General features: G+C 69.5%; 29 protein-coding genes. 20 read left to right on the top strand and 9 right to left on the bottom strand.

Annotated elements, in window-relative coordinates:
• Positions 1-69 precede the first annotated feature (69 nt).
• Complete coding sequence (gene secA, locus HEP81_RS23995) at positions 70-2,883, bottom strand: preprotein translocase subunit SecA (protein WP_037661619.1); 2,814 nt, start codon at positions 2,881-2,883, stop codon at positions 70-72.
• A gap of 253 nt (positions 2,884-3,136) precedes the next feature.
• On the opposite strand from secA, the gene HEP81_RS23990 reads away from it, so the two are divergent.
• Together HEP81_RS23990 and HEP81_RS23985 are read left to right on the top strand one after the other, a co-directional pair.
• Positions 3,137-3,709, top strand: a complete 573-nt coding sequence (locus HEP81_RS23990) for a GNAT family N-acetyltransferase (RefSeq protein WP_037661678.1) — start codon at positions 3,137-3,139, stop codon at positions 3,707-3,709.
• Between the two features lie 49 nt (positions 3,710-3,758).
• Positions 3,759-4,934, top strand: coding sequence for a winged helix-turn-helix domain-containing protein (locus HEP81_RS23985; RefSeq protein WP_037661622.1), 1,176 nt, complete (start codon positions 3,759-3,761; stop codon positions 4,932-4,934).
• A gap of 14 nt (positions 4,935-4,948) precedes the next feature.
• Here the strand turns inward: HEP81_RS23985 and HEP81_RS23980 are convergent, their stop codons facing one another.
• From HEP81_RS23980 to mtrA, 6 genes are all read right to left on the bottom strand, one after another.
• The gene (locus HEP81_RS23980; RefSeq protein ID WP_037661626.1) at positions 4,949-5,704 is read right to left on the bottom strand and encodes a response regulator; all 756 of its coding nucleotides are present in this window, start codon (positions 5,702-5,704) and stop codon (positions 4,949-4,951) included.
• A 205-nt stretch (positions 5,705-5,909) separates the two neighbouring features.
• Positions 5,910-6,602: a ribosome hibernation-promoting factor, HPF/YfiA family gene (hpf, locus tag HEP81_RS23975; protein WP_037661628.1), complete on the bottom strand. Its 693-nt coding sequence runs from the start codon at positions 6,600-6,602 to the stop codon at positions 5,910-5,912.
• Positions 6,603-6,916: 314 nt separating this feature from the next.
• Positions 6,917-7,762, bottom strand: a complete 846-nt coding sequence (locus tag HEP81_RS23970) for a ComF family protein (protein ID WP_037661680.1) — start codon at positions 7,760-7,762, stop codon at positions 6,917-6,919.
• Positions 7,763-7,907: 145 nt separating this feature from the next.
• Positions 7,908-9,740 (bottom strand): LpqB family beta-propeller domain-containing protein, encoded by a 1,833-nt coding sequence (locus HEP81_RS23965; RefSeq protein WP_172636949.1) that lies wholly within the window; start codon positions 9,738-9,740, stop codon positions 7,908-7,910.
• Positions 9,730-11,835 (bottom strand): MtrAB system histidine kinase MtrB, encoded by a 2,106-nt coding sequence (gene mtrB / locus HEP81_RS23960; RefSeq protein ID WP_078967643.1) that lies wholly within the window; start codon positions 11,833-11,835, stop codon positions 9,730-9,732. The genes HEP81_RS23965 and mtrB overlap by 11 nt, the downstream gene beginning before the upstream one ends.
• A gap of 1 nt (position 11,836) precedes the next feature.
• A complete protein-coding gene (gene mtrA / locus HEP81_RS23955) occupies positions 11,837-12,526 on the bottom strand; it encodes a two-component system response regulator MtrA (protein WP_187279108.1) in 690 nt (229 codons plus the stop codon).
• Positions 12,527-12,799: 273 nt separating this feature from the next.
• Here mtrA and HEP81_RS23950 point away from each other — a divergent pair, with 273 nt between their 5' ends.
• The 5 genes from HEP81_RS23950 to HEP81_RS23930 all read left to right on the top strand — a co-directional run bounded on the left by HEP81_RS23950 (position 12,800) and on the right by HEP81_RS23930 (position 16,895).
• Positions 12,800-13,156 (top strand): type II toxin-antitoxin system RelE/ParE family toxin, encoded by a 357-nt coding sequence (locus HEP81_RS23950; protein ID WP_063755278.1) that lies wholly within the window; start codon positions 12,800-12,802, stop codon positions 13,154-13,156.
• 56 nt (positions 13,157-13,212) lie between these two features.
• Positions 13,213-13,629, top strand: a complete 417-nt coding sequence (locus HEP81_RS42190) for a helix-turn-helix domain-containing protein (protein WP_078967644.1) — start codon at positions 13,213-13,215, stop codon at positions 13,627-13,629.
• Complete coding sequence (locus tag HEP81_RS23940; RefSeq protein WP_078967645.1) at positions 13,626-14,087, top strand: hypothetical protein; 462 nt, start codon at positions 13,626-13,628, stop codon at positions 14,085-14,087. The genes HEP81_RS42190 and HEP81_RS23940 overlap by 4 nt, the downstream gene beginning before the upstream one ends.
• An 889-nt stretch (positions 14,088-14,976) precedes the next feature.
• Positions 14,977-16,086, top strand: coding sequence for an IS630 family transposase (locus tag HEP81_RS23935; protein ID WP_182786078.1), 1,110 nt, complete (start codon positions 14,977-14,979; stop codon positions 16,084-16,086).
• A 239-nt stretch (positions 16,087-16,325) separates the two neighbouring features.
• Positions 16,326-16,895: a nuclease-related domain-containing protein gene (locus tag HEP81_RS23930; protein ID WP_243279573.1), complete on the top strand. Its 570-nt coding sequence runs from the start codon at positions 16,326-16,328 to the stop codon at positions 16,893-16,895.
• On the opposite strand, the gene HEP81_RS23925 is transcribed toward HEP81_RS23930, so the two are convergent.
• Positions 16,896-17,654 (bottom strand): GntR family transcriptional regulator, encoded by a 759-nt coding sequence (locus HEP81_RS23925; RefSeq protein WP_037661634.1) that lies wholly within the window; start codon positions 17,652-17,654, stop codon positions 16,896-16,898. It lies immediately after the preceding gene.
• Between the two features lie 190 nt (positions 17,655-17,844).
• Between HEP81_RS23925 and HEP81_RS23920 the strand changes: the two genes are divergently transcribed.
• The 13 genes from HEP81_RS23920 to HEP81_RS23860 all read left to right on the top strand — a co-directional run bounded on the left by HEP81_RS23920 (position 17,845) and on the right by HEP81_RS23860 (position 24,996).
• Positions 17,845-18,174 (top strand): SCO3933 family regulatory protein, encoded by a 330-nt coding sequence (locus tag HEP81_RS23920; protein ID WP_037661636.1) that lies wholly within the window; start codon positions 17,845-17,847, stop codon positions 18,172-18,174.
• A 2-nt stretch (positions 18,175-18,176) separates the two neighbouring features.
• Positions 18,177-19,517 (top strand): FtsK/SpoIIIE domain-containing protein, encoded by a 1,341-nt coding sequence (locus HEP81_RS23915; protein ID WP_037661638.1) that lies wholly within the window; start codon positions 18,177-18,179, stop codon positions 19,515-19,517.
• Between the two features lie 82 nt (positions 19,518-19,599).
• Positions 19,600-19,776 carry a hypothetical protein gene (locus tag HEP81_RS23910; protein ID WP_167739872.1) on the top strand — a complete coding sequence of 59 codons (177 nt, stop codon included), beginning with the start codon at positions 19,600-19,602 and terminating at the stop codon, positions 19,774-19,776.
• Between the two features lie 45 nt (positions 19,777-19,821).
• On the top strand, positions 19,822-20,496 hold the full coding sequence (locus tag HEP81_RS23905) for a DUF2637 domain-containing protein (RefSeq protein ID WP_037661640.1): 675 nt from the start codon (positions 19,822-19,824) through the stop codon (positions 20,494-20,496).
• A gap of 17 nt (positions 20,497-20,513) precedes the next feature.
• Positions 20,514-20,702: a mobile element transfer protein gene (locus tag HEP81_RS23900; protein ID WP_037661643.1), complete on the top strand. Its 189-nt coding sequence runs from the start codon at positions 20,514-20,516 to the stop codon at positions 20,700-20,702.
• Positions 20,703-20,720: 18 nt separating this feature from the next.
• Positions 20,721-20,876, top strand: a complete 156-nt coding sequence (locus HEP81_RS23895) for a hypothetical protein (protein WP_167739873.1) — start codon at positions 20,721-20,723, stop codon at positions 20,874-20,876.
• 18 nt (positions 20,877-20,894) lie between these two features.
• A complete protein-coding gene (locus tag HEP81_RS23890; RefSeq protein ID WP_037661646.1) occupies positions 20,895-21,212 on the top strand; it encodes a hypothetical protein in 318 nt (105 codons plus the stop codon).
• A gap of 4 nt (positions 21,213-21,216) precedes the next feature.
• Positions 21,217-21,762: a GGDEF domain-containing protein gene (locus HEP81_RS23885; RefSeq protein WP_037661649.1), complete on the top strand. Its 546-nt coding sequence runs from the start codon at positions 21,217-21,219 to the stop codon at positions 21,760-21,762.
• Positions 21,763-21,856: 94 nt separating this feature from the next.
• Positions 21,857-22,039: a hypothetical protein gene (locus HEP81_RS23880; RefSeq protein WP_037661651.1), complete on the top strand. Its 183-nt coding sequence runs from the start codon at positions 21,857-21,859 to the stop codon at positions 22,037-22,039.
• Positions 22,036-22,215 carry a hypothetical protein gene (locus HEP81_RS23875; protein ID WP_037661652.1) on the top strand — a complete coding sequence of 60 codons (180 nt, stop codon included), beginning with the start codon at positions 22,036-22,038 and terminating at the stop codon, positions 22,213-22,215. Before HEP81_RS23880 ends, HEP81_RS23875 begins: the two co-directional genes overlap by 4 nt.
• Positions 22,212-23,606: a replication initiator protein RepSA gene (gene repSA, locus HEP81_RS23870; protein WP_037661654.1), complete on the top strand. Its 1,395-nt coding sequence runs from the start codon at positions 22,212-22,214 to the stop codon at positions 23,604-23,606. The genes HEP81_RS23875 and repSA overlap by 4 nt, the downstream gene beginning before the upstream one ends.
• Positions 23,603-23,791 (top strand): helix-turn-helix domain-containing protein, encoded by a 189-nt coding sequence (locus HEP81_RS23865; protein ID WP_037661656.1) that lies wholly within the window; start codon positions 23,603-23,605, stop codon positions 23,789-23,791. Before repSA ends, HEP81_RS23865 begins: the two co-directional genes overlap by 4 nt.
• Complete coding sequence (locus HEP81_RS23860; RefSeq protein ID WP_037661658.1) at positions 23,791-24,996, top strand: tyrosine-type recombinase/integrase; 1,206 nt, start codon at positions 23,791-23,793, stop codon at positions 24,994-24,996. Before HEP81_RS23865 ends, HEP81_RS23860 begins: the two co-directional genes overlap by 1 nt.
• Before the next feature lie 227 nt (positions 24,997-25,223).
• Here HEP81_RS23860 and mtnA read toward each other — a convergent pair whose 3' ends face one another.
• Positions 25,224-26,366, bottom strand: coding sequence for an S-methyl-5-thioribose-1-phosphate isomerase (gene mtnA, locus HEP81_RS23855; RefSeq protein WP_037661660.1), 1,143 nt, complete (start codon positions 26,364-26,366; stop codon positions 25,224-25,226).
• Positions 26,367-26,417: the final 51 nt, after the last annotated feature.

The following is a 26,417-nucleotide window of genomic DNA, read 5'->3' as shown; positions in this document are numbered from 1 at the left end:
TTCACAAGAGACCGGCAACGCGAAGGGGACCGGGCTCCAAAGGAACCCGGCCCCCTCACGGAGTGCGCGTCACTTCTTGCGACGACGCCCACCCTTCGCCTGCTTGCGCCGCTCCGCCCGCGTCAGCCCGTCCGACTCGGACCGCACCGGCCCGTCGTCCTCCAGGTCGCGCTCGACGATGCCGCCCTCGCCGTCCACCGTGGGCGCGGAGAAGTGCAGATCCCGGCGCTGCGGGACATCGAGCCCCTTGGCGCGGATCTCCGGGCGCCCCGCACCGGCCTGCGCCGGCACCGCGTCCTCGACACCCTCGCCGACCTGCTCGGCCTCCTCGACCGGGACCTCCTCGACCTGCTGCTCGACCTGGACCTCCAGGTTGAACAGATAGCCGACGGACTCCTCCTTAATGCCCTCCATCATCGCGGTGAACATGTCGAAGCCCTCGCGCTGGTACTCGACCAGCGGGTCCTTCTGCGCCATCGCGCGCAGGCCGATGCCCTCCTGGAGGTAGTCCATCTCGTAGAGGTGCTCGCGCCACTTGCGGTCGAGGACCGACAGCACGACCCGCCGCTCCAGCTCACGCATGATCTCGGAGCCGAGCTGACCCTCACGGGACTCGTACTGCTGGTGGATGTCCTCCTTGATGGACTCCGAGATGAACTCGGCGGTCAGACCGGCACGGTCACCGGCCGCCTCCTCCAGCTCCTCGACGGTGACCTTCACCGGGTAGAGCTGCTTGAAGGCGCCCCACAGCCGCTCCAGGTCCCAGTCCTCGGGGAAGCCCTCGGCGGTCTCCGCGGCGACGTACGCGTCGATGGTGTCGTCCATGAAGTGCTGGATCTGCTCGTGCAGGTCCTCGCCCTCCAGCACACGCCGGCGCTCGCCGTAGATGACCTCGCGCTGCCGGTTGAGCACCTCGTCGTACTTCAGGACGTTCTTACGCGTCTCGAAGTTCTGCTGCTCGACCTGCGACTGCGCGGAGGCGATCGCGCGGGTGACCATCTTGTTCTCGATCGGCACGTCGTCCGGCACATTCGCCATGGACATCACGCGCTCGACCATCTGGGCCTTGAACAGGCGCATCAGGTCGTCGCCGAGGGAGAGGTAGAAGCGGGACTCGCCGGGGTCGCCCTGACGGCCGGAACGACCGCGCAGCTGGTTGTCGATACGTCGCGACTCGTGCCGCTCGGTACCGAGGACGTACAGGCCGCCGAGCGCCTCGACCTCGTCCTTCTCCGCCTTGACGGCCTGCTCGGCCTTCTCCAGGGCGGCGGGCAGCGCCGCGGCCCACTCCTCGATGTGCTCCTCGGGGTCGAGGCCGCGCTGGCGCAGCTCCGCCTCGGCGAGGTCCTCGGGGTTGCCGCCGAGCTTGATGTCCGTACCGCGGCCGGCCATGTTGGTGGCGACGGTGACGGCGCCCTTGCGGCCGGCCTGGGCGACGATCGACGCCTCACGCTCGTGGTGCTTGGCGTTCAGCACCTCGTGCTGGATGCCGCGCTTGCTGAGCTGCTGCGAGAGGTACTCGGACTTCTCGACCGAGGTGGTGCCGACGAGGATCGGCTGGCCCTTCTCGTGCTTCTCGGCGATGTCGTCGACGACCGCCTCGAACTTGGCCACCTCGGTGCGGTAGATCAGGTCCGACTGGTCCATGCGCACCATCGGCTTGTTGGTCGGGATGGGGACCACGCCGAGCTTGTAGATCTGGTGGAACTCGGCGGCCTCGGTCATCGCCGTACCGGTCATGCCGGAGAGCTTGTTGTAGAGGCGGAAGAAGTTCTGGAGGGTGATGGTGGCGAGGGTCTGGTTCTCGTCCTTGATGTCCACCCCCTCCTTCGCCTCGATCGCCTGGTGCATGCCCTCGTTGTAGCGGCGGCCGGCGAGGATACGGCCGGTGTGCTCGTCGACGATCATGACCTCGCCGTCGATGACGACGTAGTCCTTGTCCTTCTTGAACAGTTCCTTCGCCTTGATGGCGTTGTTCAGATAGCCGACGAGCGGGGTGTTCACCGACTCGTAGAGGTTGTCGATGCCCAGCCAGTCCTCGACCTTGCTGACACCGGACTCATGGATGGCGACCGTGCGCTTCTTCTCGTCCACGTCATAGTCGCCGGTTTCCTCGACGCCCTTGAGCGGATTTCCGGCCTCGCCCTTCTTCAGGCGCAGGACGAGCTTGGCGAAGTCGCCGTACCACTTGGTGGCCTGGTCGGCCGGGCCGGAGATGATCAGCGGCGTACGGGCCTCGTCCACGAGGATGGAGTCGACCTCGTCCACGATGGCGAAGTTGTGGCCGCGCTGCACCAGTTCGTCCTGCGACCACGCCATGTTGTCGCGCAGGTAGTCGAAGCCGAACTCGTTGTTGGTGCCGTAGGTGATGTCGCAGGCGTACTGCTCGCGGCGCTGGGCCGGCGTCATGTTGGCGAGGATCACGCCGACGTCGAGGCCCAGGAACTTGTGGACGCGACCCATCATCTCGGAGTCGCGCTCGGCCAGGTAGTCATTGACCGTGACGATGTGGACACCGTCGCCGGACAGCGCGTTCAGGTACGCGGGCAGGGTGCCGACGAGGGTCTTGCCCTCGCCGGTCTTCATCTCGGCCACATAGCCGAGGTGGAGGGCTGCGCCGCCCATCATCTGCACGTCGTAGTGACGCTGGCCGAGGACGCGCTTGGCGGCCTCGCGGACGGTGGCGAACGCCTCGGGGAGCAGGTCGTCCAGGCTCTCACCATCGGCGTACCGCTGCTTGTACTCCTCGGTGAGGGCCCGCAGCTCGGCGTCGGAGAGGTCGACGAAGTCCTCTTCGATGGAGTTGACCTGGTCCGCGATGCGGTGCAGCTTGCGCAGGATCTTGCCTTCGCCTGCACGCATGATCTTCGAGAGGACGGACACGGGGGCTGGTCTCCTTGCCGGTCGGGCCTGGGACGGTCGGGTTTCCATGTGACGTACTGAGCAACGGCCATCGTATGCGAGGACCCCGCCGCGCCGGGAGTGCCTGGTACCCCGGCCGCTGCTTCACAGGAACAACGGACGCGATATGCGGATAGTGCCGCATCGGCGCAGGGATTTGTGCGAAATGTGATCGCGCGCTCACGGATCGCGGAAACCGATGGCCCTTGCCGGGCGGTACGAGCAGAATCGCCCGATGGAACCCGTCACGCTCACCACCGGCCGTCTTCGTCTGCGTGCCGTCGGACCGGCCGACACCGAGGCGGTGTACGAGGCCGCCCAGGACCCCGACATCCAGCGCTGGACCACGATCCCCTCCCCGTACCTGCCCGAGCACGCGCGCGGCTTCACGGAGGAGATGGTCCCGGGCGGCTGGGCGCACGGTTCGATGTTCACCTGGGGGATCTTCCTCGCCGGCGGGGAGCTGGCCGGCATGCTCAGCCTGACCATGCGCGCCCCCGCGGCCGCGGAGGTCGGTTTCTGGGCCACCAAGGAGCACCGCGGCCTCGGCCATGTCACGGAGGCCGTGCTCGCCGCCTGCCGCTGGATCTTCACCGACCTGGGCGTCGACCGGGTCGAGTGGCGCGCCGAGGTCGGCAACCACGGCTCGCGCGGGGTCGCCGAACGCGCGGGCTTCACCCTGGAGGGCACCCTGCGCTCCGCCATCAACAACAAGGGGGTGCGCCGGGACTGCTGGATCGCCTCCCTGCTGCCCTCGGACCTCGGCCTGCCGTCCACCGCCCCCTACCTGCCGGGGCCGGCTCGGTGAACCGCACCTCAGGACGGGACTGTCAGTGGCACCCTCTATCGTCCGGGGCATGACGACCCTGCCGCGCCCGACCATCACGCTCACCGCGGACGACGCCCGCCGTATCGCCCTGCGGGCCCAGGGCCTGCTGGGCGCGCCCGACCGGCGGGCCGGGGTGCGCGGGGTGCTGCGCCACCTCGGCGCGGTCCAGCTCGACACGATCTCCGTCCTCGCCCGGTCGCACGAACTGGTGCCGTACGCCCGCCTCGGCGCCGTCCGCCGCACCACGGTGGAGGACGCCTACTGGAAGGACACGCACGCCTTCGAGTACTGGTCGCACGCCGCCTGTCTGCTGCCCGTCGAGGAGTGGCCGCACTTCGCCTTCCGCCGCCGCGCCTACCGCAACCGCCCGCACTGGAACCACGAACTCCCGGACGGGGTCTACGAGCAGGTCGTCAAGCAACTGCGCACCGAGGGCCCGCTGACCGCGACCGAACTGGGCGGCGCCAAGCGCACCAGCGAGTGGTGGGACTGGTCCGGCACCAAGGTCGCGGTCGAACGGGCGCTGATGTACGGCGAGGTGGTGTGCGTCGAACGCCGCGGCTGGAAGCGGGTGTACGACCTCGCCGAGCGCGCCGTCCCCACCGCGCTGCTGCACGACGAGCTGGACGACGCCGAGTGCCTGCGCCGCCTGGTCCGGCTGGCCGGCGATTCCCTGGGCGTGGGCACCCGCTCGGACATCGCCGACTATCACCGGCTGAGGGGCGAGCAGGTGGACGCGGTGCTCGCGGACTCGGGTCTGGTGCCGGTCGAGGTGGCGGGCTGGGGCAAGCCGGCCTGGGCGGATCCGGCGGCCCTGGCGACCCCGCCGCGCGGCCGCCACCGCACCACCCTGCTCTCGCCGTTCGACTCGCTGATCTGGGAACGGGCGCGCACGGAACGGATCTTCGGCTTCACCCACCGTCTGGAGGCGTACACCCCCAAGCCCAAGCGGGTGTACGGCTACTTCGCCATGCCGGTGCTCGCGGGCGGCCGTCTTGTCGGGCGGGTCGACCCGGCTCGGGAGGGCCGCACCCTGGTGGCCCGGCAGGTCACCCTGGACGGCCCCAGGGCGGCCCCCGCGGTCGCCCAGGCGCTGCTGGAGGCCGCCACCTGGGTGAACTGCACGAACGTCCGGGTGGAACGCGTGGACGACCCCGCTCTGCGCGGCCAGCTCACCGCGGAACTCGCCCGCGCCCTCGGCTGAGGGGGTGCCGGCGGCTAGCGGATCTCCAGGATCTTCTCCCGCATCGCGTAGACCACGGCCTCCATCCGGGAGTGCAGCTGGAGTTTCTCCAGGATGTTGCGGACGTGGTTCTTCACGGTGTTCTCGGAGATGAACAACTCCTTGGCGATGTCCCGGTTGTTCATCCCCGTGGCGACGAGTTTGAGGACTTCCAGTTCACGGTCGGTCAACCGGGGCGCGGGCACCAGCCGACGCTCGTCGGTGCGCTGGATCATCGACTTGAACTCGGTGAGGAGTTTCGACGCCATGGACGGGCTGATCTGCGACTGCCCGTCGGCGACCGCGCGAATGGCGGTGGCCACCTCGTCGGTGGAGATCTCCTTGAGCAGATATCCGGTGGCCCCCGCCTTGATCGCGTCGTAGAGGTCGGCCTCCTCGTCGCTGATCGTCAGCATGATGATCTTCGCGCTGGGGGCGACCTCCTTGATGGAGGTGCACGCCTCGATCCCCCCGCGCCGGGGCATCCGGACATCCATCAGCACGATGTCGGGCAGCAGATCGGCGGCCTTGTCCACGGCCTCGGCGCCGTCGCCCGCCTCGCCGACGACCTGGATGTCCTCCTCGGCCGCGAGCACGATCTCCAGTCCGCGTCTGAAGAGCGCGTGGTCGTCCACCACCAGGACTCTGATCGGTTCATCCCGCGAAGAGCCCCCGTCGAGGCACCTGCCGAGTACACCGTCGTCGGTGTCGTCGGCCTCCTCGCTCCGCATCGGTCCGAAGGTGTCCGCCATCGTTCCTCCCCCTGAAGGCTGTGGCCTGTGTGGTCCCGTGCCATCGCCAACCCAAGGCAGCGGCCCACCGGTTGGGCCCTTGCGGCCATGATTTCATGCCGGAACGACACCGAGGCGCCGTGCGCGGCGCGAAGTGGTCGCACACTGGTGCCCCGGGGGCGCACACGCGCTCCAGGGGCACCGGTCGGGCTTCGATCCCGGGCGGTCAGCCGCCCAGCGTGCCCCCTGCCGCTGGGGGCTGCGCCTCGGCGACCATCGGATCCGTGCTGAGGTGGATCACGCCGTAGTCGTAGGCGTGGCGCCGGTAGACGACGCTCGGCTCCTTCGTCTCGGAGTCGACGAACAAGTAGAAGTCATGGCCGACCAGTTCCATCTCGTAGAGGGCCTGGTCCAGGCTCATCGGGGAGGCGACGTGGGTCTTCTCGCGGACGACGAGGGGACCTTCACCCTTGACCTCCAGCGAGCCGATCCTCGTGGTCGGCACTCCGTCCGTCTCGTCCTCCGCCACCGGGACGCCGTTTCCGTTCAGCGTCGCCACGCCCGGGACGTGGTCGGGGACCTCCGCCGCCGAGATCCGCCGTGCGCCGCGGCGCGAGAACCGCTTGTCGTGCTGCTTGCGCAGTCGCGCGTCCAGCTTTTCCGCCGCCATGTCGAGTGCCGCGTACGGGTCGCTGGCCGCTGCCTCCGCCCGGATCACCGGGCCCCGGGAGCGGAGCGTGATCTCCACCCGGTCGCAGCGGTCGGCCTGTCGAGGGTTGGGCTCCTTGGACACCTCGACGTCGAGGCTGATCACCTTGCCATCGAGCTTCTGGATCTTCTCCAGCTTCAGCTTCTCGGCCACGTGCTTGCGGAACCGCTCGGGCACCTCGGTCTTGCGGCCTTTGACGACGATGTCCACGCAGAACTCCGTTCCCGGATCGCTCCGCTGCTTCGGCGGAGCATTTCCCTTTTGCACCAGGCCCGGTGAGCACCGGACCTCGGACTCGGTGACGTCCACCTCCTCCTCCCCCAAGGGCGTGATCTCCACCCCACCGGCGCGGGTGATTGCGCAAAACCCGCAGCACGGCATTCGGATATGAGAGGTGTGGCCTGCGCCTCTTTCCTCACAACCGAACATATCTCGCCCGGACGGATGTCGTCACCCTCTACTGCGGCGTACCTCCGTTCAGGTGAATAAACCCTCTCACTACCTGCAACGATGCAGGTCGGCGGTCAGTTCCTGTTTATTTCGAAAGAATCCGCAGGAGCGGCGATCACGGCCGCACGCAGCGGTGGTCCGAGAGCGCTCGCCGCGGTCTTTTTCGCTGCACCATGCACCCACTTCCCTGTCTCCCAGTTCGCCTTCTCCGGCCCTCCGGTACTTCGTTCCTCCCTTCCTTCCCGAGTTGCGTTCTTGTACACAGCTCTTGACTCTCCGATTCGCAGGGCCCGTGCCGCCTCCGCCAGACTGGCGCCGGTGGTGACGAGGTCGTCGACGAGCACGACCCGGCCCCCGGCGAGCAGCCGGTCGCCGCCCGCCGTCACCGCAAGCGCGCCTGCCATGTTCGCCAGTCGCCGCCGCGCGTCCAGCCCCGCCTGGTCGGCGACGGGCCTGCGCTGGCGCAGCACCGCCGCCACCCGGGCCGGTGTCCCGGTACGCCGCAGCTCCCCGGCCGCCGCGAGCGCCATCCGCCGTACCGGATCGTGCCCCCGCGCCCGCACGGCCCACCGCGCGGAGGGCACCGGCACGAGCACGACGGTCCCCGAAGTCCCGGTCCCGGCCGACGTGTCGAGGCCCGCGCGCACGGCCGCCGCCAGGGCCGCACCCAGCGCTCCCGTGAGCGTCAGCGCGCCCCGCTCCTTGTGTGCGAGAAGCAGCGCGCGCACCGCCTCCGCGTACGGCGCCGACGCGTACACCGAGGGAAGCCCCGCCGGCTCCGGCTGCGGCCGCACCCGCCGGGGCGCGCCTCCGGCCAGCGCGGTCCGGCAGCGCGCGCAGAGCGTCGTACGAGGTGCTCCACAGCCCGCGCAGTCGGCCGGCAGCACCAGGTCGGTGAGGTCCCGCCACCACCCCCGCATGACCACCACTGTGCCAAGGCCGGAGCCGGCCCACCACCCCTGTGGACAACGGCCTGTGGATAACTCGCACGGGCCGTTTGCCGGGCTGGGGCCGGCGTCCTCGGCCAGGCTCTTTCGACCAGCGCCGTCGGCCCTGTCAGCCGTGTCAGCCCGGATAGACCGGTGCCGTCCCGTCCTTGTCGACCTTCTGCCACTGCGTCCCGGTCGGCAGCCGGACGATCCCGTCGTCCGAGTAGGCCACCAGGGGCACCCGGTCGTCCTCGGAGGCGGCGATCGCCTTCACTCCGGGCAGCGCGCCGGGCGCCGGACCGTCGAGCGTGGCGCCGTCGACCTGGACGTAGCGCATCTGCTGCACACCGCCCTGTTCCTGCCCGACCACCAGCAGCTGGCTGTCCCCGGCCCAGGTCATGGCGCTGACCTGCTCCAAGTCGGGCGCGGCGGGACGGAGTTCGACCACCGAGGGCGCCTCTCCGGGCCGGTCCTCGCGCTCGATCCGGCCGATTTGCAGGGACTGCTTGCCGTCCTTCTCCACGACCAGCGCGATCCGCACTCCGTCGGCGGCCACCCGGACGTCCTTGATCCGGCCGGGCAGGGACGGGACGGTGACCTTCTCCGCCTTGGCGACGCCGTGCTCCACGACGTACAGACCCGTGGCCTGCGGGTCGCGGTCGGCCACCCACAGGTCGCCGCGCGCGTCCCAGCTGGGTGTGGTCAGCCGGTCGGCGGGCGTCGGGCCCTTGCTGGTGACCAGCGCGCTGCCGAGGGAGCCGTCCGCGGTCAGCGATGTCACGCGCAGCGTCGCGCCGTAGTCGTCGACCGCGGCCACGCTGCGCTCGTCCCGCGAGACGGCCACCGACTGGAGCGTCTTGTCGCCCTCGCCGAGCGCGCCCGGAACCTGCACCGCCCCGGTGCCGGTGCTCCCGGTCGGCATCTGCACCAGCCGGTGCTTGCCGTCGACGTAGTACAGGTATTCGGGCCGCTTGGACGAGCCGTGCCAGGCGGCGGACTCGGCGCGCTGCTCGGTCAGATCGCACAGCCGGTGGCCGCCGGTGCCCTGCAACTCGACGGATTCCAGGGTCGGCGCCAGGTTCCGCAGCGTGAACAGCAGCTGGGTGGCCATCTCGGTGCACTTGGACGCCGAGACCCGCGACTCCTTGAGGTTCAGGGGCACCGTCAGCCGGTTCTGGTCGTCCGGCGCCAACCCGGACACGCCCTTCTGGAGGGCCGTACCGGTCGGAAAACTGGAGCGCACCACCGGACCGAGCCATTCGGACGGTCCTTCCAGCACCGAGCGGATCATCCGCGTCATCGCGTCGACCTTGCTGCGCACGAACACCGGATCGGCGACCGCCACCGGCTCCCCGGCCGACCCGACCGCCGTACCGGAGGCGAAGTAGTACTTGTCGACGGACGTGTAGTTGCGCTGGAAGTCCGACTTGCCCATGACCACGCCGTCGGGCAGCTCGTCGATGCGCCACTGCCCGGTCTTGCTGTCCTGGCTCAGATGCACCTTCTTGCGGTAGGTGCCGGCCGCGGGCTCGTAAGCCTGTTCCGAGTCGACGGTGGCCACCTGGGTGCCGCTCAGCACACAGGTGACGCTCTTGGCCGTCTCCCGGCTGCCCTGGCGGCAGTCGGTCTCGATGCTCGGCCCGTTCGCGAGCACCGTGGTCGACTCCTCCGGCCGCCAGGTGCGCGCGGCGTCGTCCGTCAGGTACTTGCGGGCGGTGTCGTACGCCGGGTCGTCGCTGGTCAGCGCCTCCAGGAAGCCCTGCATGATCACGCCCGGCTTGGCATCCTCGGAAGGCGGCATGGCGAACACCCGTACCCCGGTGTCCTGCCGGGGCGTGGACTCCACGTCCCGCAGATCACCGCTGTCGGGCATCGAGGCGCACCCGGCCAGCAGAACGACCCCCAAGGCGGTGTACGCCGCCGCGCGCCACGACTTCCGCCGGGCGCCCCCCTCGCGGTCAGCGCCCACGAAATGCCTCCCCTGCCTCGGTCGAATCCTCCGGCCGCGCTGTCCCCCGCCGATCGGATCCCGGTCGTACGGCCCCGCTGTCCGCCCCCGGATCCGCGGCGGGCCGTTCCTCCGGGCGCCGTACCGGCCCCGTGGTCCGGGGCACCACGCGCGTGCCATTGCCGTTGCCCGGCAGCGCGGTCGGGTCGGCGGTGGGCGCGACGGGGGCGCGCGGGGGCAGCGCGGGCGCATGGCCGCCGCGCTGCTGCGCCGGAACGGTCGCCCGCTTCTCCGTGCAGGGCGTCCCCGAGTCGTCGGGGCGGCGCCTGCGGCGCGCGTCCTTGGGCTCCAGCGGTATCGGCGAGCCCCGCAGCGGCTCGTCCGCGGTCCTGGGAAGCGTCAGCCGGAACTGCGAACCGCCGCCCGGCTCCCCCCATGCCTGGAGCCAGCCGCCGTGCAGCCGCGCGTCCTCCAGGGCGATCGACAGCCCGAGGCCGGTGCCGCCGGTGGTGCGGGCGCGGGCCGGGTCGGCCCGCCAGAAGCGGCTGAACACACGGGTCGCCTCGCCCGGCTTCAGCCCGACGCCGTAGTCGCGCACCGCGACGGCGACCGCGCCGCCGGCCGAGGCCAGCTTGACGATGACGTCCTTGCCCTCACCGTGCTCGACGGCGTTGACGACGAGATTGCGCAGCACCCGCTCCACCCGCCGGGCGTCGGCCTCGGCGACCACGGGCTGGAGGTCGCCGACCACCCGTATCCGGGTGCCCTTGCGCTCGGCGAGCGGCTCGGCACCGCCCACCACGCGCCGTACGACCTCCCTGAGGTCGATCGGCTCGGCCTCCAGGGCCGCGGCTCCCGCGTCGAAGCGACTGATCTCCAGCAGGTCCGCGAGCAGCGACTCGAAGCGGTCCAGCTGGTCGGCAAGCAGCTCGGCGGAGCGCGCGGTCACCGGGTCGAAGTCCTCGCGGGCCTCATGGATGACATCGGCGGCCATCCGGACCGTCGTCAGCGGGGTGCGCAGTTCGTGCGAGACATCCGAGACGAACCGGCGCTGCATCCGCGACAGGTCCTCCAGCTGCTGGATCTTGCTCTGGAGGTTCTGCGCCATCTTGTTGAACGCCTCGCCCAACCGGGCGATGTCGTCCTCGCCGGTGACCTTCATGCGCTCCTGGAGCTGACCGGCGGACAGCCGCTCGGCGATCCCGGCCGCCATCCGCACCGGTGTGACGACCTGCCGCACCACCAGCCAGGCGATGGCGCCCAGCAGTACGACGACGAACAGCCCTGCCGTCGCCAGGGTGCCCTTGACCAGGCTGAGGGACTTCTCCTCCTGTGTGAGCGGGAAGAGGTAGTACAGCTCGTACGGCCGCCCGTTCGGGTCGTTGACCTGCTTGCCGATGACCAGCGCGGGCTGCGCGTCCTTGCCGTTGGAGTAGATGATCCGGGTGTAGCTCTGGGCGGCCGTCGTGCCGTTGTTGACCCGGTCACGCAGGTCGGAGGGGATGCTGGAGGTCGGGTTGACGTTGCCGGAGCCGCGCGGGCTGCGGCCGCCGCCGCTGTCGTCGTCGACGGGCAGCGTCACCACGTCGAAGGCGCCCGCGCCGCCGCTGGACAGCGATTCCACGAGGTCGCTCATCCACTGGATGACGTTCTGCGTGGACCGGCCGTCCGGGCCCGCGGTGCCGTCCGTGCTGCCGTCGGCGGTAGCGGTGCCCGTGCCGTTGGTGCCCGCCGCCTCGTCGGCGCGCTGCTTGGCCACCGCGAAACCGCCCGTGGCCTGGCTCTGCGAGGCCCGCACCTTCGCGTCCAGCAGGCCGTTGCGCACCTGCCCGATCACGACGAAGCCGAGCAGCAGGACGACGCCCAGTGACATCAGCAGCGTGGTGGCGACGACCCTGAGCTGGATGTTGCGCCGCCACAGCCGCATCACCGGCAGCAGCGGACGGCGCACCCAGCGCAGGAAGAGCCGCAGGACCGGGCTGCCCTGCACCCCGCCCTGAAGCAGTCCGCCCTCGAAGAGGCGCCTCAAGCGTGTACCCGCCGCCGTCCGGCCGACAGGCCGCTTCGGACGGTCCCCGGGCATGCCGGACCCCGAAGCGACACTGTCCCCGGACATGTCAGCTCGGTCCCGCCTTGTAACCGACACCACGGACGGTCACCACGATCTCCGGCCGCTCCGGGTCCTTCTCGACCTTGGAGCGCAGCCGCTGGACATGCACATTGACCAGGCGGGTGTCGGCGGCGTGGCGGTAGCCCCACACCTGTTCCAGCAGCACCTCGCGGGTGAAGACCTGCCAGGGCTTGCGGGCGAGCGCGACCAGCAGGTCGAACTCCAGCGGGGTCAGCGCGATCGACTGCCCGTCCCGCTTCACCGAGTGCCCGGCCACGTCGATGACCAGGTCACCGATGGTCAGCTGCTCGGGTGCCGGCTCCTCGGAACGCCGCAGCCGCGCCCGGATCCGCGCCACCAGCTCCTTCGGCTTGAACGGCTTGACGATGTAGTCGTCCGCGCCCGACTCCAGGCCGACCACGACATCCACGGTGTCGCTCTTGGCCGTGAGCATCACGATCGGCACGCCGGACTCGGCGCGGATCAGCCGGCACACCTCGATGCCGTCCCGTCCGGGCAGCATCAGGTCCAGCAGCACCAGATCGGGCTTGCTCTCACGGAACGCGGCCAGCGCCTTGTCGCCGTCGGCTACGAAAGACGGCTCAAAACCTTCACCACGCAGCACGATGCCGAGCATCTCGGCCAGTGCGGTGTCGTCGTCGACGACAAGGACTCGTCCCTTCATAAACGACATCATCCCATTCTCGTAACGACGGCAGAGGCGCAGGTGAGCAGGCTCACTGGCCTGTGACGATAGTCGTACGGGACCGTCACTGTCTGCCCCTGTCCGTGGGCGTTGATGTCAGGGGCGGATGTCACCTGAGCGCCCTGAAGAAGCGTGGTCGGCACCGTCGGCGACACCACGATGCTGGCAGACGCGACTAACGTGCACCGGAGCATCGCGCACCCACTCGGTAGCCCGGTAGCCTTCGTGGATACGCATGGGGAGCGGGTGTGAACGGGGTGGGCCTTGGCACGCAAGTGGGACTTCTACACCACTGAGAGTGGCGCCTGTCCAGTGCAGAAGGACATCGCCAAGTGCAAGCTCAACAAGGCCGAGAAGGCCAAGCTCCGCACCTTGATGGAGCGCGTGCGCCTTCGCCAGACCCTCTCGGGTGATGTCAAGAACCTGGGAGGAGACCTCTTGGAAGTTCGCCTAGACGGCGATCATAGGATCTTTCGACTGCTGTACGCAGAGGTCGAGGATGGGCTGGTCCTCCTGGGTCTCAGCTTCTTCCAGAAGAAGACGCAAGCCACCCCACCCGTCCAGAAACTCACCGCGAATCGCCGCCTCAAAGAGTGGCGAAAGAGACGCACAGAGGCTTGATACAGGGTTCACGAGTATCGGGTTTGGGCGATACTGTAGCTACACGCCGAGGGGAGATGGATGCGATGGCGCCTGCACTGGATGAGCTGCTTGGCATCGACCCGGACGACCCCAGGACTGCCACTGAGATCGAGGACGCTGAGGCATACGCAGCTCTTGTCGAGTCGCTGGTGGTGCTGCGCAAGCGTCGGGGTCTGACCCAGCAAGACGTAGCGGCCTATATGGAGACGAGTCAGTCCGTAGTGTCCGACTTTGAGCGAGTCGGCGGCAATGCCCGGTACTCAACACTCCAGCGCTACGCAAGGGCCGTGGGCGCTCGGCTCTGCACAATGCTTGACGCGTCCGGAGCGAACCTTGCCCCGACGTGGCGCAAGGCAGCCGAGCTGCCTGTGCGTCTGGCCCATAGGTCGGCTGCACACTCGCCTGTACTCGCTCCGTGGACCGCAACAGAGGGAGCCGTGGGGGCTCGGTGACACGCAAGCAAGAGAGAGCCAAACAGCCCATCAAAGGACCCGAGCTTGGCACACTGATCGACAACGCCGAGTTGCAGGACGTTGTCTTCTTGGAGTTGCACGGGGCCAGGCTCGGCGTCGATGACGTGTCCAAGTTGCCTCCCCCGGACGGCACCACCATGAAGGTGTGGTTCCGTGCTGACAGCGATCAGATCCAGGTTCGCTGCCGGCTTGAGCTTCGCACGTCAGAAGCGCAGTTCAGGGCCGATGCTGCGGCTGCTTTTGTGATAACCGGGGAGCTACCCACCGACGAGGGCGTGCAAGCAGGCTTCACGCAACGCATCGGAGTAGCGGTTGTGTACCCCTACCTGAGGGAAGCCGTGCACGATCTCGCGCGCAGGCTAGGAGTAGAACCCCCCATCCTGTCGCTAATCGCACAGTCGCTAGAAAAGCTGCACACCGACACCAGCAGTTCTTGATGCGCTGCACACTCTCAACCGAGGCGCTAGCAGTCTGTTGACTAGCGTCAGCGGCTGCCGATGCAACGTAGCCGCCTGCCTCAGCTCCCATCCCGTACGCCGTCGACCCACACACCGTGGAGCGGGCGTGGTTCCTGGCGTCCAGGTGGAGCGCGCCACTGTACGAACGACCTGGACGCCAGGGGCCGCGTCTGCTCGGCTCTGCCTGGGTCGATGGCGTGCGGGATGGGAGCCCCTCACCTCCGCCACAGCGGGCCCGCAGTCGGCGGCGGCGCCCCCTCCATCCCGGTGCCGGCCGATCCCCCGCCGGAGGCACTGTTCTGACCGCACCCCGCCTCCGCAGCACCCCGACCCATCACGTCGTCCGCCTGGCCCCGTCGGACACCGCCAACGACGGTTCCTCCGCCTCTGGTGCCTTGTGGCTCGTCTTCGTGTTCTGCCGTCTTTCCGGTCGGTGGTTCGGCTGGGGGCATGGTTTCGGTTGGTGGAGGGGTGGGTGCCAGCGCTCGGTCCGGCGCATCGTCCCTGGCGGGTCAAAGCGTGAAGCGGGATCACCTCGGGGCAACTTGGTGGCGCGGGGCCGGGGCCGGGGCGGCGCGGGCCGGAGGCAGGAGCGGAGCCCCGAGCCCCGAGCCCGCGCAGGCCCGTAGGACGGGCCTGCGGGGTGTGATCTCGTAGCGGCGGATGGAAAGCCGATTGGCCAGCGCGCCGGATGCCCGAAGGGGGCAAGAGCCCCCACCCCGCTCACCTACCGGACCAAGAGCCCCGATGGCCGTGGACCTGCCGTTGCGATGAAGGTGTGGGTGGGAACTGGGCTGTCGCCGCCGCGGCTGCCTTGGTGTGGCAGGCCACTAGTGTCCTGAGTCCTTGATCCATCGTTGGTCAGGACATGGGACGTCCTGGGCCGAGACTGGCCGAGTTGGTGTTGTCGGATCACGAGCGGCGGGTGCTCGGTGGGTTGGTGCGGGGGCAATCGACGCCGCAGGCTCTGGCGTTGAGGGCCCGAATCGTGCTGGCGTGCGCCGAAATGGAGCCTGATGGACTGCCCCGGTCGGCCAGTTCGGTGGCCGCTGCCGCCGGGGTGACCACGGAGACGGTATCCAAGTGGCGGGGCCGTTTCCTCAGAGACCGGCTGGACGGCCTGGGTGACGCGCCCCGCCCGGGCCGGGAGCGGACGGTCACCGATGAGCAAGTCGCCGAGCTGGTCCGGATGACGCTGGAGACGAAGCCGAAGAACGCCACGCACTGGTCGACACGCTCGATGGCCGAGCGGGTCGGCCTGTCCCAGTCCACCGTCTCCCGGGTCTGGCGGGCCTTCGGCCTTCAGCCCCACCGGGCCGAGTCATTCAAGCTGTCCACCGATCCATTCTTCGTCGACAAGGTCCACGACGTGGTCGGGCTCTACCTCGACCCGCCCGAAAGGGCACTGGTGCTCTGCGTCGACGAGAAGTCCCAGATCCAGGCACTGGACCGCTCTCAGCCTGTGCTGCCGATGATGCCCGGTGTCCCGCAACGGGCCAGCCACGATTACGTGCGCGCGGGCACCACGACGCTGTTCGCCGCTCTGAACACGGCCACCGGCAAAGTCATCGGCTCACTGCATCGCCGCCACCGCACTGCCGAGTTCAAGAAGTTCCTGGCCAAGCTGGAGCGCGAGATCCCGACCGGCCTGGAGGTGCACCTCGTCCTGGACAACTACGCCACTCACAAGACCGAGACGATCAAGAAATGGCTGCTGGCCCATCCCCGTTTCCAGCTGCATTTCACACCCACCGGCTCGTCCTGGCTGAACCTGGTCGAGCGGTGGTTCGCCGAGCTGACCAGCAAGAAGCTCCGCCGCGGCGTCCACCGCTCCGTCCAGGCCCTCGAACGAGACATCCGGGCCTGGGTCGCCGACTGGAACGACAACCCTCGCCCATACGTCTGGACCAAGACCGCCGATCAAATCCTCGAATCCCTCGCCAGCTACTGCCGACGGATCAAAGACTCAGGACACTAGGACGTTGTCGTGCATCCGCTTCGAGCACTGCTCGGGAAGGCACCTCGGACGCCCCCTCCCCCTTCCCCGCCCGAGAGGGCGGGGCTTGATGAGGTAGAGAAACCTGTAACAGCTCATGGCCGATACGGTCCTTGGCGCTGCTCACGCCTCCGTGATGGTCTGGGATCAGAGGGCACGCGCGAGGGGGCAGGGTGCAGCCGTTATCGGATGACTTGGCACGGAACCGGCCGGGCGACGCGGTGCGCCGCAAGATCCGGAAGTTGCAGCCGAACCCGGTGCTGAGGCTGATCGACCGCCGGCGCCCCGGCTCGGACATCCGTAGTTGGGCGGACGGGCTCACCGGGGAACGCCTCACTGGACGCCAGTTGAGCAAGCTTCGCCGCCGTGGCTGGTTCACCCTCCACGCGATCCAATGGCCGAGCGGTGCGGACATCGACCACCTTGCCATCGGTCCCGCCGGCGTCTTCTCCATCAACTCCAAGCGGCACCGCGGGAAGACCGTCTGGTACGGCGATACCGCCGTCACGGTGAACGGCTCCCCGACCCGTCACATCGCGGCCAGCCAATCCGAGGCCCGGCGTGTCTCGCGGGCCTTGTCCGCGCGCTGTGAAGTCGACGTTCCCGTCCGCCCCGTGATCTCCGTGGTGCACGCGGCGAAGCTCACGGTCAAGGGTGCTAACCCGCCGGTGCTCGTCCTGGCGGTCGAACACCTCGGTCGGGTCCTATCTGGACTGTCGCCGACGCTCCCGCCTGACCAGGTTGTGCGTATCTACAGCGTGGCGCGAGATGCCCGGACCTGGGCTGGCTAATCAGGCGTCGAAGTCATACTCCAGTACGTAGGCGGCGGAGTCGAGAGTCATTTCGTTCACCTCGACCGGGCGCCCCTCGTCCGCGAACGCCGTGCGGCAAATCATGATCACAGGCGTCCCCATGGAGAGCTGAAGGCGGCTCGCCTCCTCCTGAGACGGCATCCGGGACCGGATCTCCTCGCGGAAGTGCACGGGCTTGTAGCCCAGCTCGGCCAGCCGGGCATACGTCCCGCCGGGTCCGGTGTCCTCCTGGGTGATCGCCGAACCCGCTACAAGATCAGCAGGCAGGTAGGACGTGGACAGCAGGACGGGCTTGTCATCCAGGACGAAGCGGCGGCTACGTACGCACACGGGTGCGTCGGCCTCGACGCCAAGTACCTGACTGATCCGTTCGGGTGATGCCGCCTCGTAGACCTGCACCTGGTCGACCACCAAGGTGCGGTCCTCGATGTCCGCCGACCAAATGGACCGTCCCGAACCCCACTGATCGCGGGACAGCCGCTGAATGCCTCGCCGTCTGAGCGGCTTGAAGGCGCGGACGAACACGCCAGCGCCCTTGCGGGACTCGGCAAGACCCTCGTTCTGGAGCACACCGAGCGCCTGCCGGGCGGTCATGCGGGCCACCTCGTACGTGGCCATGAGGTCGTTCTCTCCTGGTAGCCGATCACCTGGGCCATACTCGCCGGCCTGGATCGCTTCCCTCAGTTCGTCCGCGATGCGCTGGTACTTCGGCTGGCGTCCGCTGCCCTGGGTGGCCATGTGATCCCTCCTTTCCTCTCTAGACACCTTAGGGGCGTTCGCACGTTCGCCCCAACCGGCGGCTCGCCTCTGTAGCCCATCCGAAACCTCTCTAGAGACGTGTTGACATCTCTAGAGAGGTGCAGTTCTATGGAGCCATCTCTAGAGAGGTTGCTCATAAGGGAGCGGCCTCAAAGGTGAGGGGACAGCTATGCCGTCGTTCAAGATCGACGTTTCGACCGCTGTGGTGTTCGTGGCGACCGCGCCGACGCCGAAGCTGGCCAACGCGAAGACGGGTGAGCGTGCAATGGACCGGGAGACCGGTGCGGGCCTGTCGACGGTGGGGCTGCTGGTCTCGGACGAGGGAGAGGGAAACCTGTACCAGGTGACGATCCCGGAGACGGGTCTTCCCGAGGGTCTCGCGCCGGGTATGCCGGTGAAGGTCGTGGGCCTGAAGGCGCGGGACTGGGAGAACGAGTTCAACGGGCAGAAGCGGCACGGCATCTCGTTTCGCGCGGTCGCGATCACCTCGGCGGTCTGACCATGACGGATCTGTCCATGGCTCTGGAGGCCACCGCAGGCTTAGCGGCCGTTGGTGGTGTCGGGTTCGCGAAGGTGCGTGCTCCTCGTGCGTACTGGGCGCTGGTGGGTCTGCCGTCGGCGCTGGTGCGGTTCGGGTACTCGTACCGGTCGACAATGGATGTGTGCGGGCTGACGGTGCAGCCGTCGGGTCTGCGGGCGTTCATGGCCCGGAACGTGGCCCGGCGTGAGGTGCAGCCCATTCCGCCGAAGATCCGCCGGGTGCGGGGCACGTCGACCGGGCTGCGGGTGACCCTGCGGCTTCCGGCCGGTCTGGAGCCCGCCGATGTGGCCGCCGCGTCCGAACGGCTGCGGCACGCGTGGGGTGTGCACTCGGTGACCGTGGCGGAGACGAAGCCGGGGTTCCTGGAACTGCGGATGACCGGCTATGACGTGCTGCGCCGGGTGCGGATGCCTCGTACGGCGGTGCCGCACGGCATGGTCGTGCCGGTCGCTTTGCGGGAGGACGGGACTGCCTTCGAGCGGGACTACCGCAAGGCTCCGATGGCCCTCACGCTGGGCGCGAACCAGTCCGGCAAGTCCATGTACCAGCGCAACCTGATCAAGGGCCTGGCCCAACTCCCGGTCGCGCTGGTCGGGGTGGACTGCAAGCGCGGTGTCGAACAGTCCGGCTACGCGCCGCGCCTGTCGGCCCTGGTCACCAATCCGGACGACGCCGCTTCCCTGTTCGGGTTCCTGGTCGCGGAGATGGAGGACCGCTTCGACCTGCTGAGCACGGCAGGTGCCTCCGAGATCTGGGACCTGCCCGCTCCGCAGCGGCCGGTGCCCGTGATCGTCCTCGTGGATGAGGTTGCGGAACTGTTCCTGATCTCCTCGAAGAAGGACGAGGAGCGTCGCGAGCGGATCGTGACTTCGCTGATCCGTCTGGCGCAGATGGCTCGTGCGGTCGGGATCTACCTGGAGATTTGCGGTCAGCGGTTCGGCTCCGATCTGGGCAAGGGGGCCACCATGCTCCGTGCCCAGCTCACTGGCCGTGTCGTGCACCGGGTCAACGACAAGCAGACCGCTGAGATGGGTCTCGCCGACGTCGCCCCGGACGCGGTCCCGGCCGCGAGTCTGATCCCGATGGAACGCCCCGGCACCGCCGTCGCGGTGGACACCTCTGGTGGCTGGTCGAAGATCCGCACCCCGGCCATCACCCGTGACGAAGTGACCGCCGTCTGCCGCGACTTCGCGCACATGGTCCCTGACCTACCGTTCCTCGAACCCTTCCGCCCCTGGGCGCCCGCTGAGGCGCCGGCGGACGGCCCGTCGCTGGTCAGACCGCGACCGGTCACCGACTGACCCTCCCCTCCCTTGTTCCACGGCCGGCGCCGCCGTCTCTCGCGCCACGTCCCTACCACCGCCATGCCCGATGGAGGACGCCATGGCCTCACGCCGCAAGACCACCGTCCGCAAGACCACGCCCGAGCCGTGTCCGGACTGCCGGGGCGGGCAGACCTCGGAGTCCTTCCAGGTCGGTGGCCGTCGCAAGCGAGTCAGCGACGACCGACAGGAAGCCCTCTGCCTCACCTGCCTCGGCACCGGTCAAAGCCCCGTCTGATCCCGCCCGTTCAGGGCCCGACCCCCGTGAAGGGAGGTGCCTTTCATGCCCCGCTCGTCCCTCCGCCCGGACGCCGTTCTCGTTCAGGCCGTGATCGCCGGCGCGCTGTCCTTCGCCCACCTGCACGACCTGGCCGGAGCAGCCGGTCAGTCCGGGTGGAAAGCCTGGGCCTATCCGGTCTCCGTCGATCTCCTGCTGGTCGCCGCGTGGCGCCGGCTGCGCAACGCCCGGCGTGACCGCTCGGCCTGGACCTGGTTCGTCATCGCCCTGGGCGCCTCGCTCGGCGCCAACATCGCCACCGCCGGACTCCTCGACCTGCACCAAGTGCCCGCCTGGCTCCGGATTCTCGTGGCCGGCTGGCCCGCCCTGGCCTTCCTCGGCGGCACCCTCCTCGTCCACTCACCCACCCCGGCCCCCGGCCCTGCTCCAGCCGAACCGGAAGCCGAGCAACCGGTGGTGCCGGACGTCGAGGTCGAGCGTTCCGACGAGCCCGTGCCCACGTCGCCTGCGGAGCTGGCTCCCGCGCCGGAACCGGCACCCGTGCCGCCCGCGGTCCCTGCCCCGGTCGTCCCAGCAGCCCTCCTGGACCACGCCCGCAAGCTCACCGAAGCCCACCGCGCCTCCACCGGTTCCCCGATGCCCGCCAACGTGCTCTCCGCACGCCTCGGCCTGCCCGAGGACATGACCCGATCCATCACCGCCCAACTCCAACTCACCTGACTGCAAAGGGGATCGCCGTGACTGCCCGCCGCCGCTTCCGCGACGTGATCCGTATCGGCCCCGTCCAGGTCGCCACCTCCTACGACGGCCATGGCCGCGACAAGCACACCGCCGCCTGCACCGCCCCGCGCTGCGGCTTCTCCGCCGACTACGACAGCCGCGCCGCCGCCGAACTCGCCGCCCGCACCCACCGCTGCCAGATCTGAAAAAGGGGAGATCCCGTCATGAGCGTTCCGCTCTGGCTCGCCATCGCCGCGATCGGCTACCTCGGCATCAAGCACGTCCGCCCGCCGTGGTGGCTCGTGGCCCTGCTCCTCCTCGGCGGCTACCTCGTCGCCCACAGCACCCTCGGCCCCATCGTCGGCTCCTTCATCAACTAACCCGAAGGGACAACCGCTGTGTTCACCCCGAAGTACCCGCCCCACGACACCGCCCCGACCCCGACCGTCATCCAGCCGCAGCCCCTCACCCCGGCCCCCACCCGGACCCACGTCCCGGTCCCGGTCGCCCCGCCGGCCCCGGCCTCGAACCGGCCGACCATCCAGCTCACCCCCGGCAGCACCCTCGCCCTCGTCGCCGGCGGAGGCGCCGCCGTCCTCGTCGTCGGCACGGTCCTCGTCTCCATGCTCCTCGCCGTCGCTGTCACCGGGGTTTCCGTCGCCCTGGTCGCGATCGTTCTGCGTCTGCTCGTCAAAGACCTCCACAAGGAGCGGTGACCGCATGGACACCCACCTGATCGCGGCAGGCTTACCGTCGCTGGGCTGGGCCGTGCACGGCGGAATGCTCCTGCGCCGCCTGGCCACCGCCCGCCGCGACCCCCTGACCGGACTCCACACCCGCGCCGGCTGGACCACCCGCGCCGAACACCTGCTCGCCAAGCACCCCGGCGCCCTGGTGATCCTGGTCGACCTGGACGACTTCAAGGCCGTCAACGACACCCATGGCCACGGCGTCGGCGACACGGTCCTCACCGCGACCGCCCGCCGCCTGAGCACCTGGTGCGGCCCTCACGGCATCGCCGCCCGTCTCGGAGGCGACGAGTTCGCCGCCATCGTCACCAGCCCCGCCCACACGGTCGGCCTCGACGCCCTTCGCCAGGTTCTGGCTCAGCCCGTCGAACACGGCGGGCGCACCCTGCCGGTCTCCGCCTCGGTCGGCTCCTGCCGCCGCACGGACCTGCCCGTGCCGTCCCTCACCGACGCCCTGTCCGCCGCTGACGCGGCGATGTACGCGGCCAAGGGCCACGGCAGGCGCAACACACGCTAAGCGGCCCCCGGAGCGGCCTCGGTCGCCAAACTTCCGCCGCTCCGGGCGCCTTCCCACCTTCCAGATCCAACGGACCCGAAAGGCAAGCCTCATCATGCCCCAGCGCGCCCTGAACACACCCATCTGTCGTGACTGTGACGGCTTCTCCACCGCCGCGATCACCACCGGCACGCGCAACACCGACGGCACCCGCACCACCCTCCGTGTCACCTGCTCGGGCTGCAAGGGCACCGGCCACACCACCCCCGCCGCCGGCCTCGCCCACGCCGGGAAGTGACCGCCGTGGCCCTCCTCGACTGGCGCTCCGCCGACCACTTCGACGCCTCCGGCGACAAGCCGTGCGTCATCTGCACCAAGCCCACCCCGCTGCGCTCCGACAACGGCAAACCCGTCCACAAGGTGTGCGCCGAGCAGTGGATCGACGCCCACCCCGAGAAGGGGGACGAGCGTTGACGGACACCGCCACCGCGGCGGGCCTGGACCCGGCCACCCTCGCTGATGTGCTGAGGCTGGCTGGGTCCACCGGCTTCGACCGCATCCAGGACCAGATCCGCCGCACCGGCGGCTGCTCCGACCCGATCCACCTGCAAGGCTCCGTCGTCGTCCGCGACGCACACACCCGCCACGTCCTGCACCGGTACTCGACCGACACCGAGCCCGACGGACGTCTCCGGATCGCCTGCGGCAACCGCCGCGCCTCCCGATGCCCCTCCTGCGCCTGGACCTACGCCGGCGACACATACCACCTCATCCGCGCCGGCCTCACCGGCGACCCCGACAAAGGCACCCCGCACACGATCCGGGATCACCCCCGCGTCTTCGCCACCCTCACCGCTCCCTCGTTCGGCCCGGTCCACAACCGGCCCGGCAACCGGCCCTGCCGCTGCGGCACCCGCCACCCCGAGGACGCACCCGAACTCGGCACCCCCCTCGACCCCGAGTCCTACGACTACGCGGGCGCGGTGCTGTGGAACAACCACGCCTCCGAGCTGTGGCGCTACTTCACGATCTACCTGCGCCGCGAGATCGCCCGCCGCGCCGGCCTCACCCAGAAAGCCGCCCGCGAACAGTCCCGCGTGTCCTTCGGCAAGGTCGCCGAGTACCAGAAGCGCGGTGCCGTCCACTTCCACGCCGTCATCCGCTTCGACGGCCCCAAGGGACCCGACAGCCCGCCCCCGCCCTGGGCCACCCCCGATCTGCTCACCGACGCCATCCACGCCGCAGCCGCCCGCGTCGCGCTCGACGTCGACCCCGCCGGGGACCAGCCGGCCCGCACCCTCACCTGGGGCACCCAACTCGACGTCCGCCCGATCCGCGCCTTCGGCGACGGCTCCGAGATCACCGAACAGGCAGTCGCCTCCTACGTCGCCAAGTACGCCACCAAAGCCGCCGAGACCACCGGCACCGTCGACCGCCGCATCGGCAACAAGGAAGCCCTCGCCCTGCTCGGCGTCCCCGACCACCCGGCCCGGCTCATCGCGGCCTGCCTCGACCTCCACGCCCTCTACCCCGACCGGAAACTCCGCGACTGGGCCCACATGCTCGGCTTCCGCGGCCACTTCTCCACCAAGTCCCGCCAGTACTCGACCACCTTGGGCGCCCTCCGCCAGGTCCGCACCGACTACCGCGCCGCCCAGCAACGAGCCGCCCTCGGCCTGCACGACCCTGACGACGACACCGAGGCCACCACCCTCACCCTCGCCCACTGGACCTACGCCGGCCACGGCCACACCCCCGGCGAATCCTGGCTTGCCGCCAACATCCGCCGCGACATCCAACACAACCGCGAAACCGCCCGCGAGGAACTACCGGCCCTGCTCCACCTGGAAGGGGCCACCGCATGACCACCGCCACGCCCGAGCTGCTGACCGTGCCGGAGGTCATGGCGCGACTTCGTTTCAGCCGCTCGAAGGTGTACGACCTGATCCGCTCGAAGCGTCTCGCGTCGTTCACCGAGGGGCGGTGCAGGCGTATCCCCGAGAGTGCCCTTCGGGAGTACATCCGCGCACAGCTTGAGGGGGGCTCGTAGTGCCTCCTCGCAAGCGGAATCCCAACGGATCAGGAACCGTCACGAAGCGCGCTGACGGCCGGTACCAAGCGGCGGTGTACGTCCCCCAGCCGGACGGCACCACGAAGCGGAAGTACGCGTATGGCAAGACCTATGACGAATGTGATGCCAAGCGCCGTGAGTTGATCGACCGGTCCAACGGGGGAATCCCCACCCCGACGCGGGACATGACCTTGGGTCAGTGGTTCGATTATTGGCTCGAAGTCGTCGTGAAACCGAACCTCGCGGTGAACAGCTATCGGGCGTACGAGACTGCCGTGCGTCACCACCTGCGTCCGCGCCTGGGCTCCAAAGTCATGGTCAAGCTCGGCGTCAAGGAACTGCGCGGGGTCATACAGGCGCTCGCGGAGGACCAGGGGGCCAAGACCGCCAAGCGCACGCTGCGGGTCCTCTCAGCGGCTCTCACGGCCGCGATGGTCGAGGACATCGGCCTGACCCGTAATGTGACGAAGCTCGTCCACGTGCGCGCCTCCGCGGACAGCGGTAAGAGCTGGGACGCCGTGACTGTGCTGCGCTTCCTGGCAGCCGCCCGGCGCTCTACCCCGTACTACCCGACGTTCCTCCTGCTCTGTCTCCTCGGCCTACGCCGGGCCGAGGTGTGCGGGCTTCGCTGGGAGAACGTCGACCTGGACAACCGAACCATCTGGGTGGAACAGCAGCGGCAACGAGCCAGCGCCGGCACGATCGACACGGACCTCAAGACCGACACGTCCAAGGCCCCCCTGCCCCTGCCCGCACAGTGCATTGCGCCGTTGCGCTGGACACGGATGCGCACGGCCATGCTGCGGGAGCGGGCAATCAGCAGGGGAAGGTTCTGGTTCGAGGATCCCGACGGCCACGTCTTCGTCACGCGCACCGGTCGGCCGCTCTCGCCGGATCACCTCTACCTGGTGCTGCAACGGATAGTCAGGGCAGAGGGGCTGGGCAAGATGAATCCGAAGGGGCTTCGCAAGTCCTGTGGCACCTTGCTGGTCCACCTCCGGGTTCACCCGCGCATCGTCAAGGCGATCCTTCGGCACAGCCGGATCGCGACGACCATGGACATCTACGCTGAGGCTCTGGACCCGGACGTCGTTGAGGCCGTGGGGCAGCTCGATCGCCTACTTCGGCAGCCGGCTCGCCTGCGGGAACTGGAAGCCTCCTCGGCCCTGGAATCCGCCGCTTGATGTAAGCCGCTGATGTCACGGCCCCTCTCCCCGCGCATCGTCGCTGGTAGAGGGGCCGTTGCCGTTGATTAGGCTGGGAGCATCCCATTCTCGTAACGACGGCAGAGGCGCAGGTGAGCAGGCTCACTGGCCTGTGACGATAGTCGTACGGGGCAGTCACTGTCTGCCCCCGGCCGTCTCGCGGGGCGACCCGCGGCGCCGGATCCGGGTCCGGCGCCGCGGTCCGGTCAGCCGGCCGCCGCCTCGCGCGCCCGTTTGCAGACCCCCGCGAGTGCCTCGCCCGACACCGGCGTGACGGCACCCTCCTCGGTGACGATGGCCGTCACCAGCTCGGGCGGTGTCACATCGAACGCCGGGTTGTACGCCTGCGTCCCCAACGGTGCCACCGGGATCCCGCCGCCGGGGCCCGTGATCTGCGCCTGCGGTGCCACCACCTCGGTCACCTCGAAGCCGGGACGCTGCTCTACCTCGATGGACGCGCCGTCGAGGGTGTCCGGATCGATGGTGGTCAGCGGCGCCACCACGATGAACGGCACCCCGTGGTGGCGCGCGAGCACGGCGAGCGGGTAGCTGCCCACCTTGTTCGCCACCGAGCCGTCCGCCGCGATCCGGTCCGCCCCGATCAGCACCGCGTCCACCTCGCCCGCCGCGAACAGCGAGCCCGCCGCGTTGTCGGTGAGCAGGGTGTACGCCATCCCGTTGCGGGCCGCCTCGTACGCCGTCAGGCGTGCGCCCTGGAGCAGCGGGCGGGTCTCGTCCACCCACAGCCGCCGCAGCCGCCCCACGCGGTGCGCCGCGAGCGCCACCGCGAAGGCCGTGCCCTCACCGCCCGAGACCAGCGCCCCGGTGTTGCAGTGGGTGAGGATCCGGTGCCCGCCGCCGGGCAGCAGCTCGTCCAGCAACGCCAGACCGTGGGCCGCCATCCGGGCGCTGGCCTCGGCGTCCTGCCGGTGCAGCGCCCGCGCGGCGGCCAGCGCCGCGGCGGCCGCCGCGGCCGGGTCGCCGCCGCGGGCCAGCTCCGCCTCGTGCGCGGCCCGCGCCCGGCGCACACCGACGGACAGATTCACCGCGGTGGGCCGGGCCTCCTCGATGGAGCGCGCCGCCTCGGGCACGTCGAAGCCTCGCGCGGCGGCGAGCGCGACGCCGTACGCCCCCGCGATACCGAGCAGCGGCGCCCCGCGCACGGCGAGCGAACGGATCGCCTCCACCAGCGCCGGCGCGTCCGTGCACACCAGCTCGACCTCCTCCGCGGGAAGCCTTGTCTGATCGAGAAGGACCAGTACGGGACCTTCGGGTGGTTCCTCCCATCGGATCGCCGGTATTCCGGACGGCCGTTCGTCCCCGCCGCTTCGTGCCTGATGATCAGCCATGCCGTCAGTCTGCCCCGGACACCGCGGCCAACTGAAGACATCCGGCCCGTA

This window comes from Streptomyces griseofuscus (genome assembly GCF_014673495.1).
Lineage (GTDB): Bacteria > Actinomycetota > Actinomycetes > Streptomycetales > Streptomycetaceae > Streptomyces > Streptomyces murinus.
This window is presented reverse-complemented; position numbering and strand designations above follow the sequence as displayed.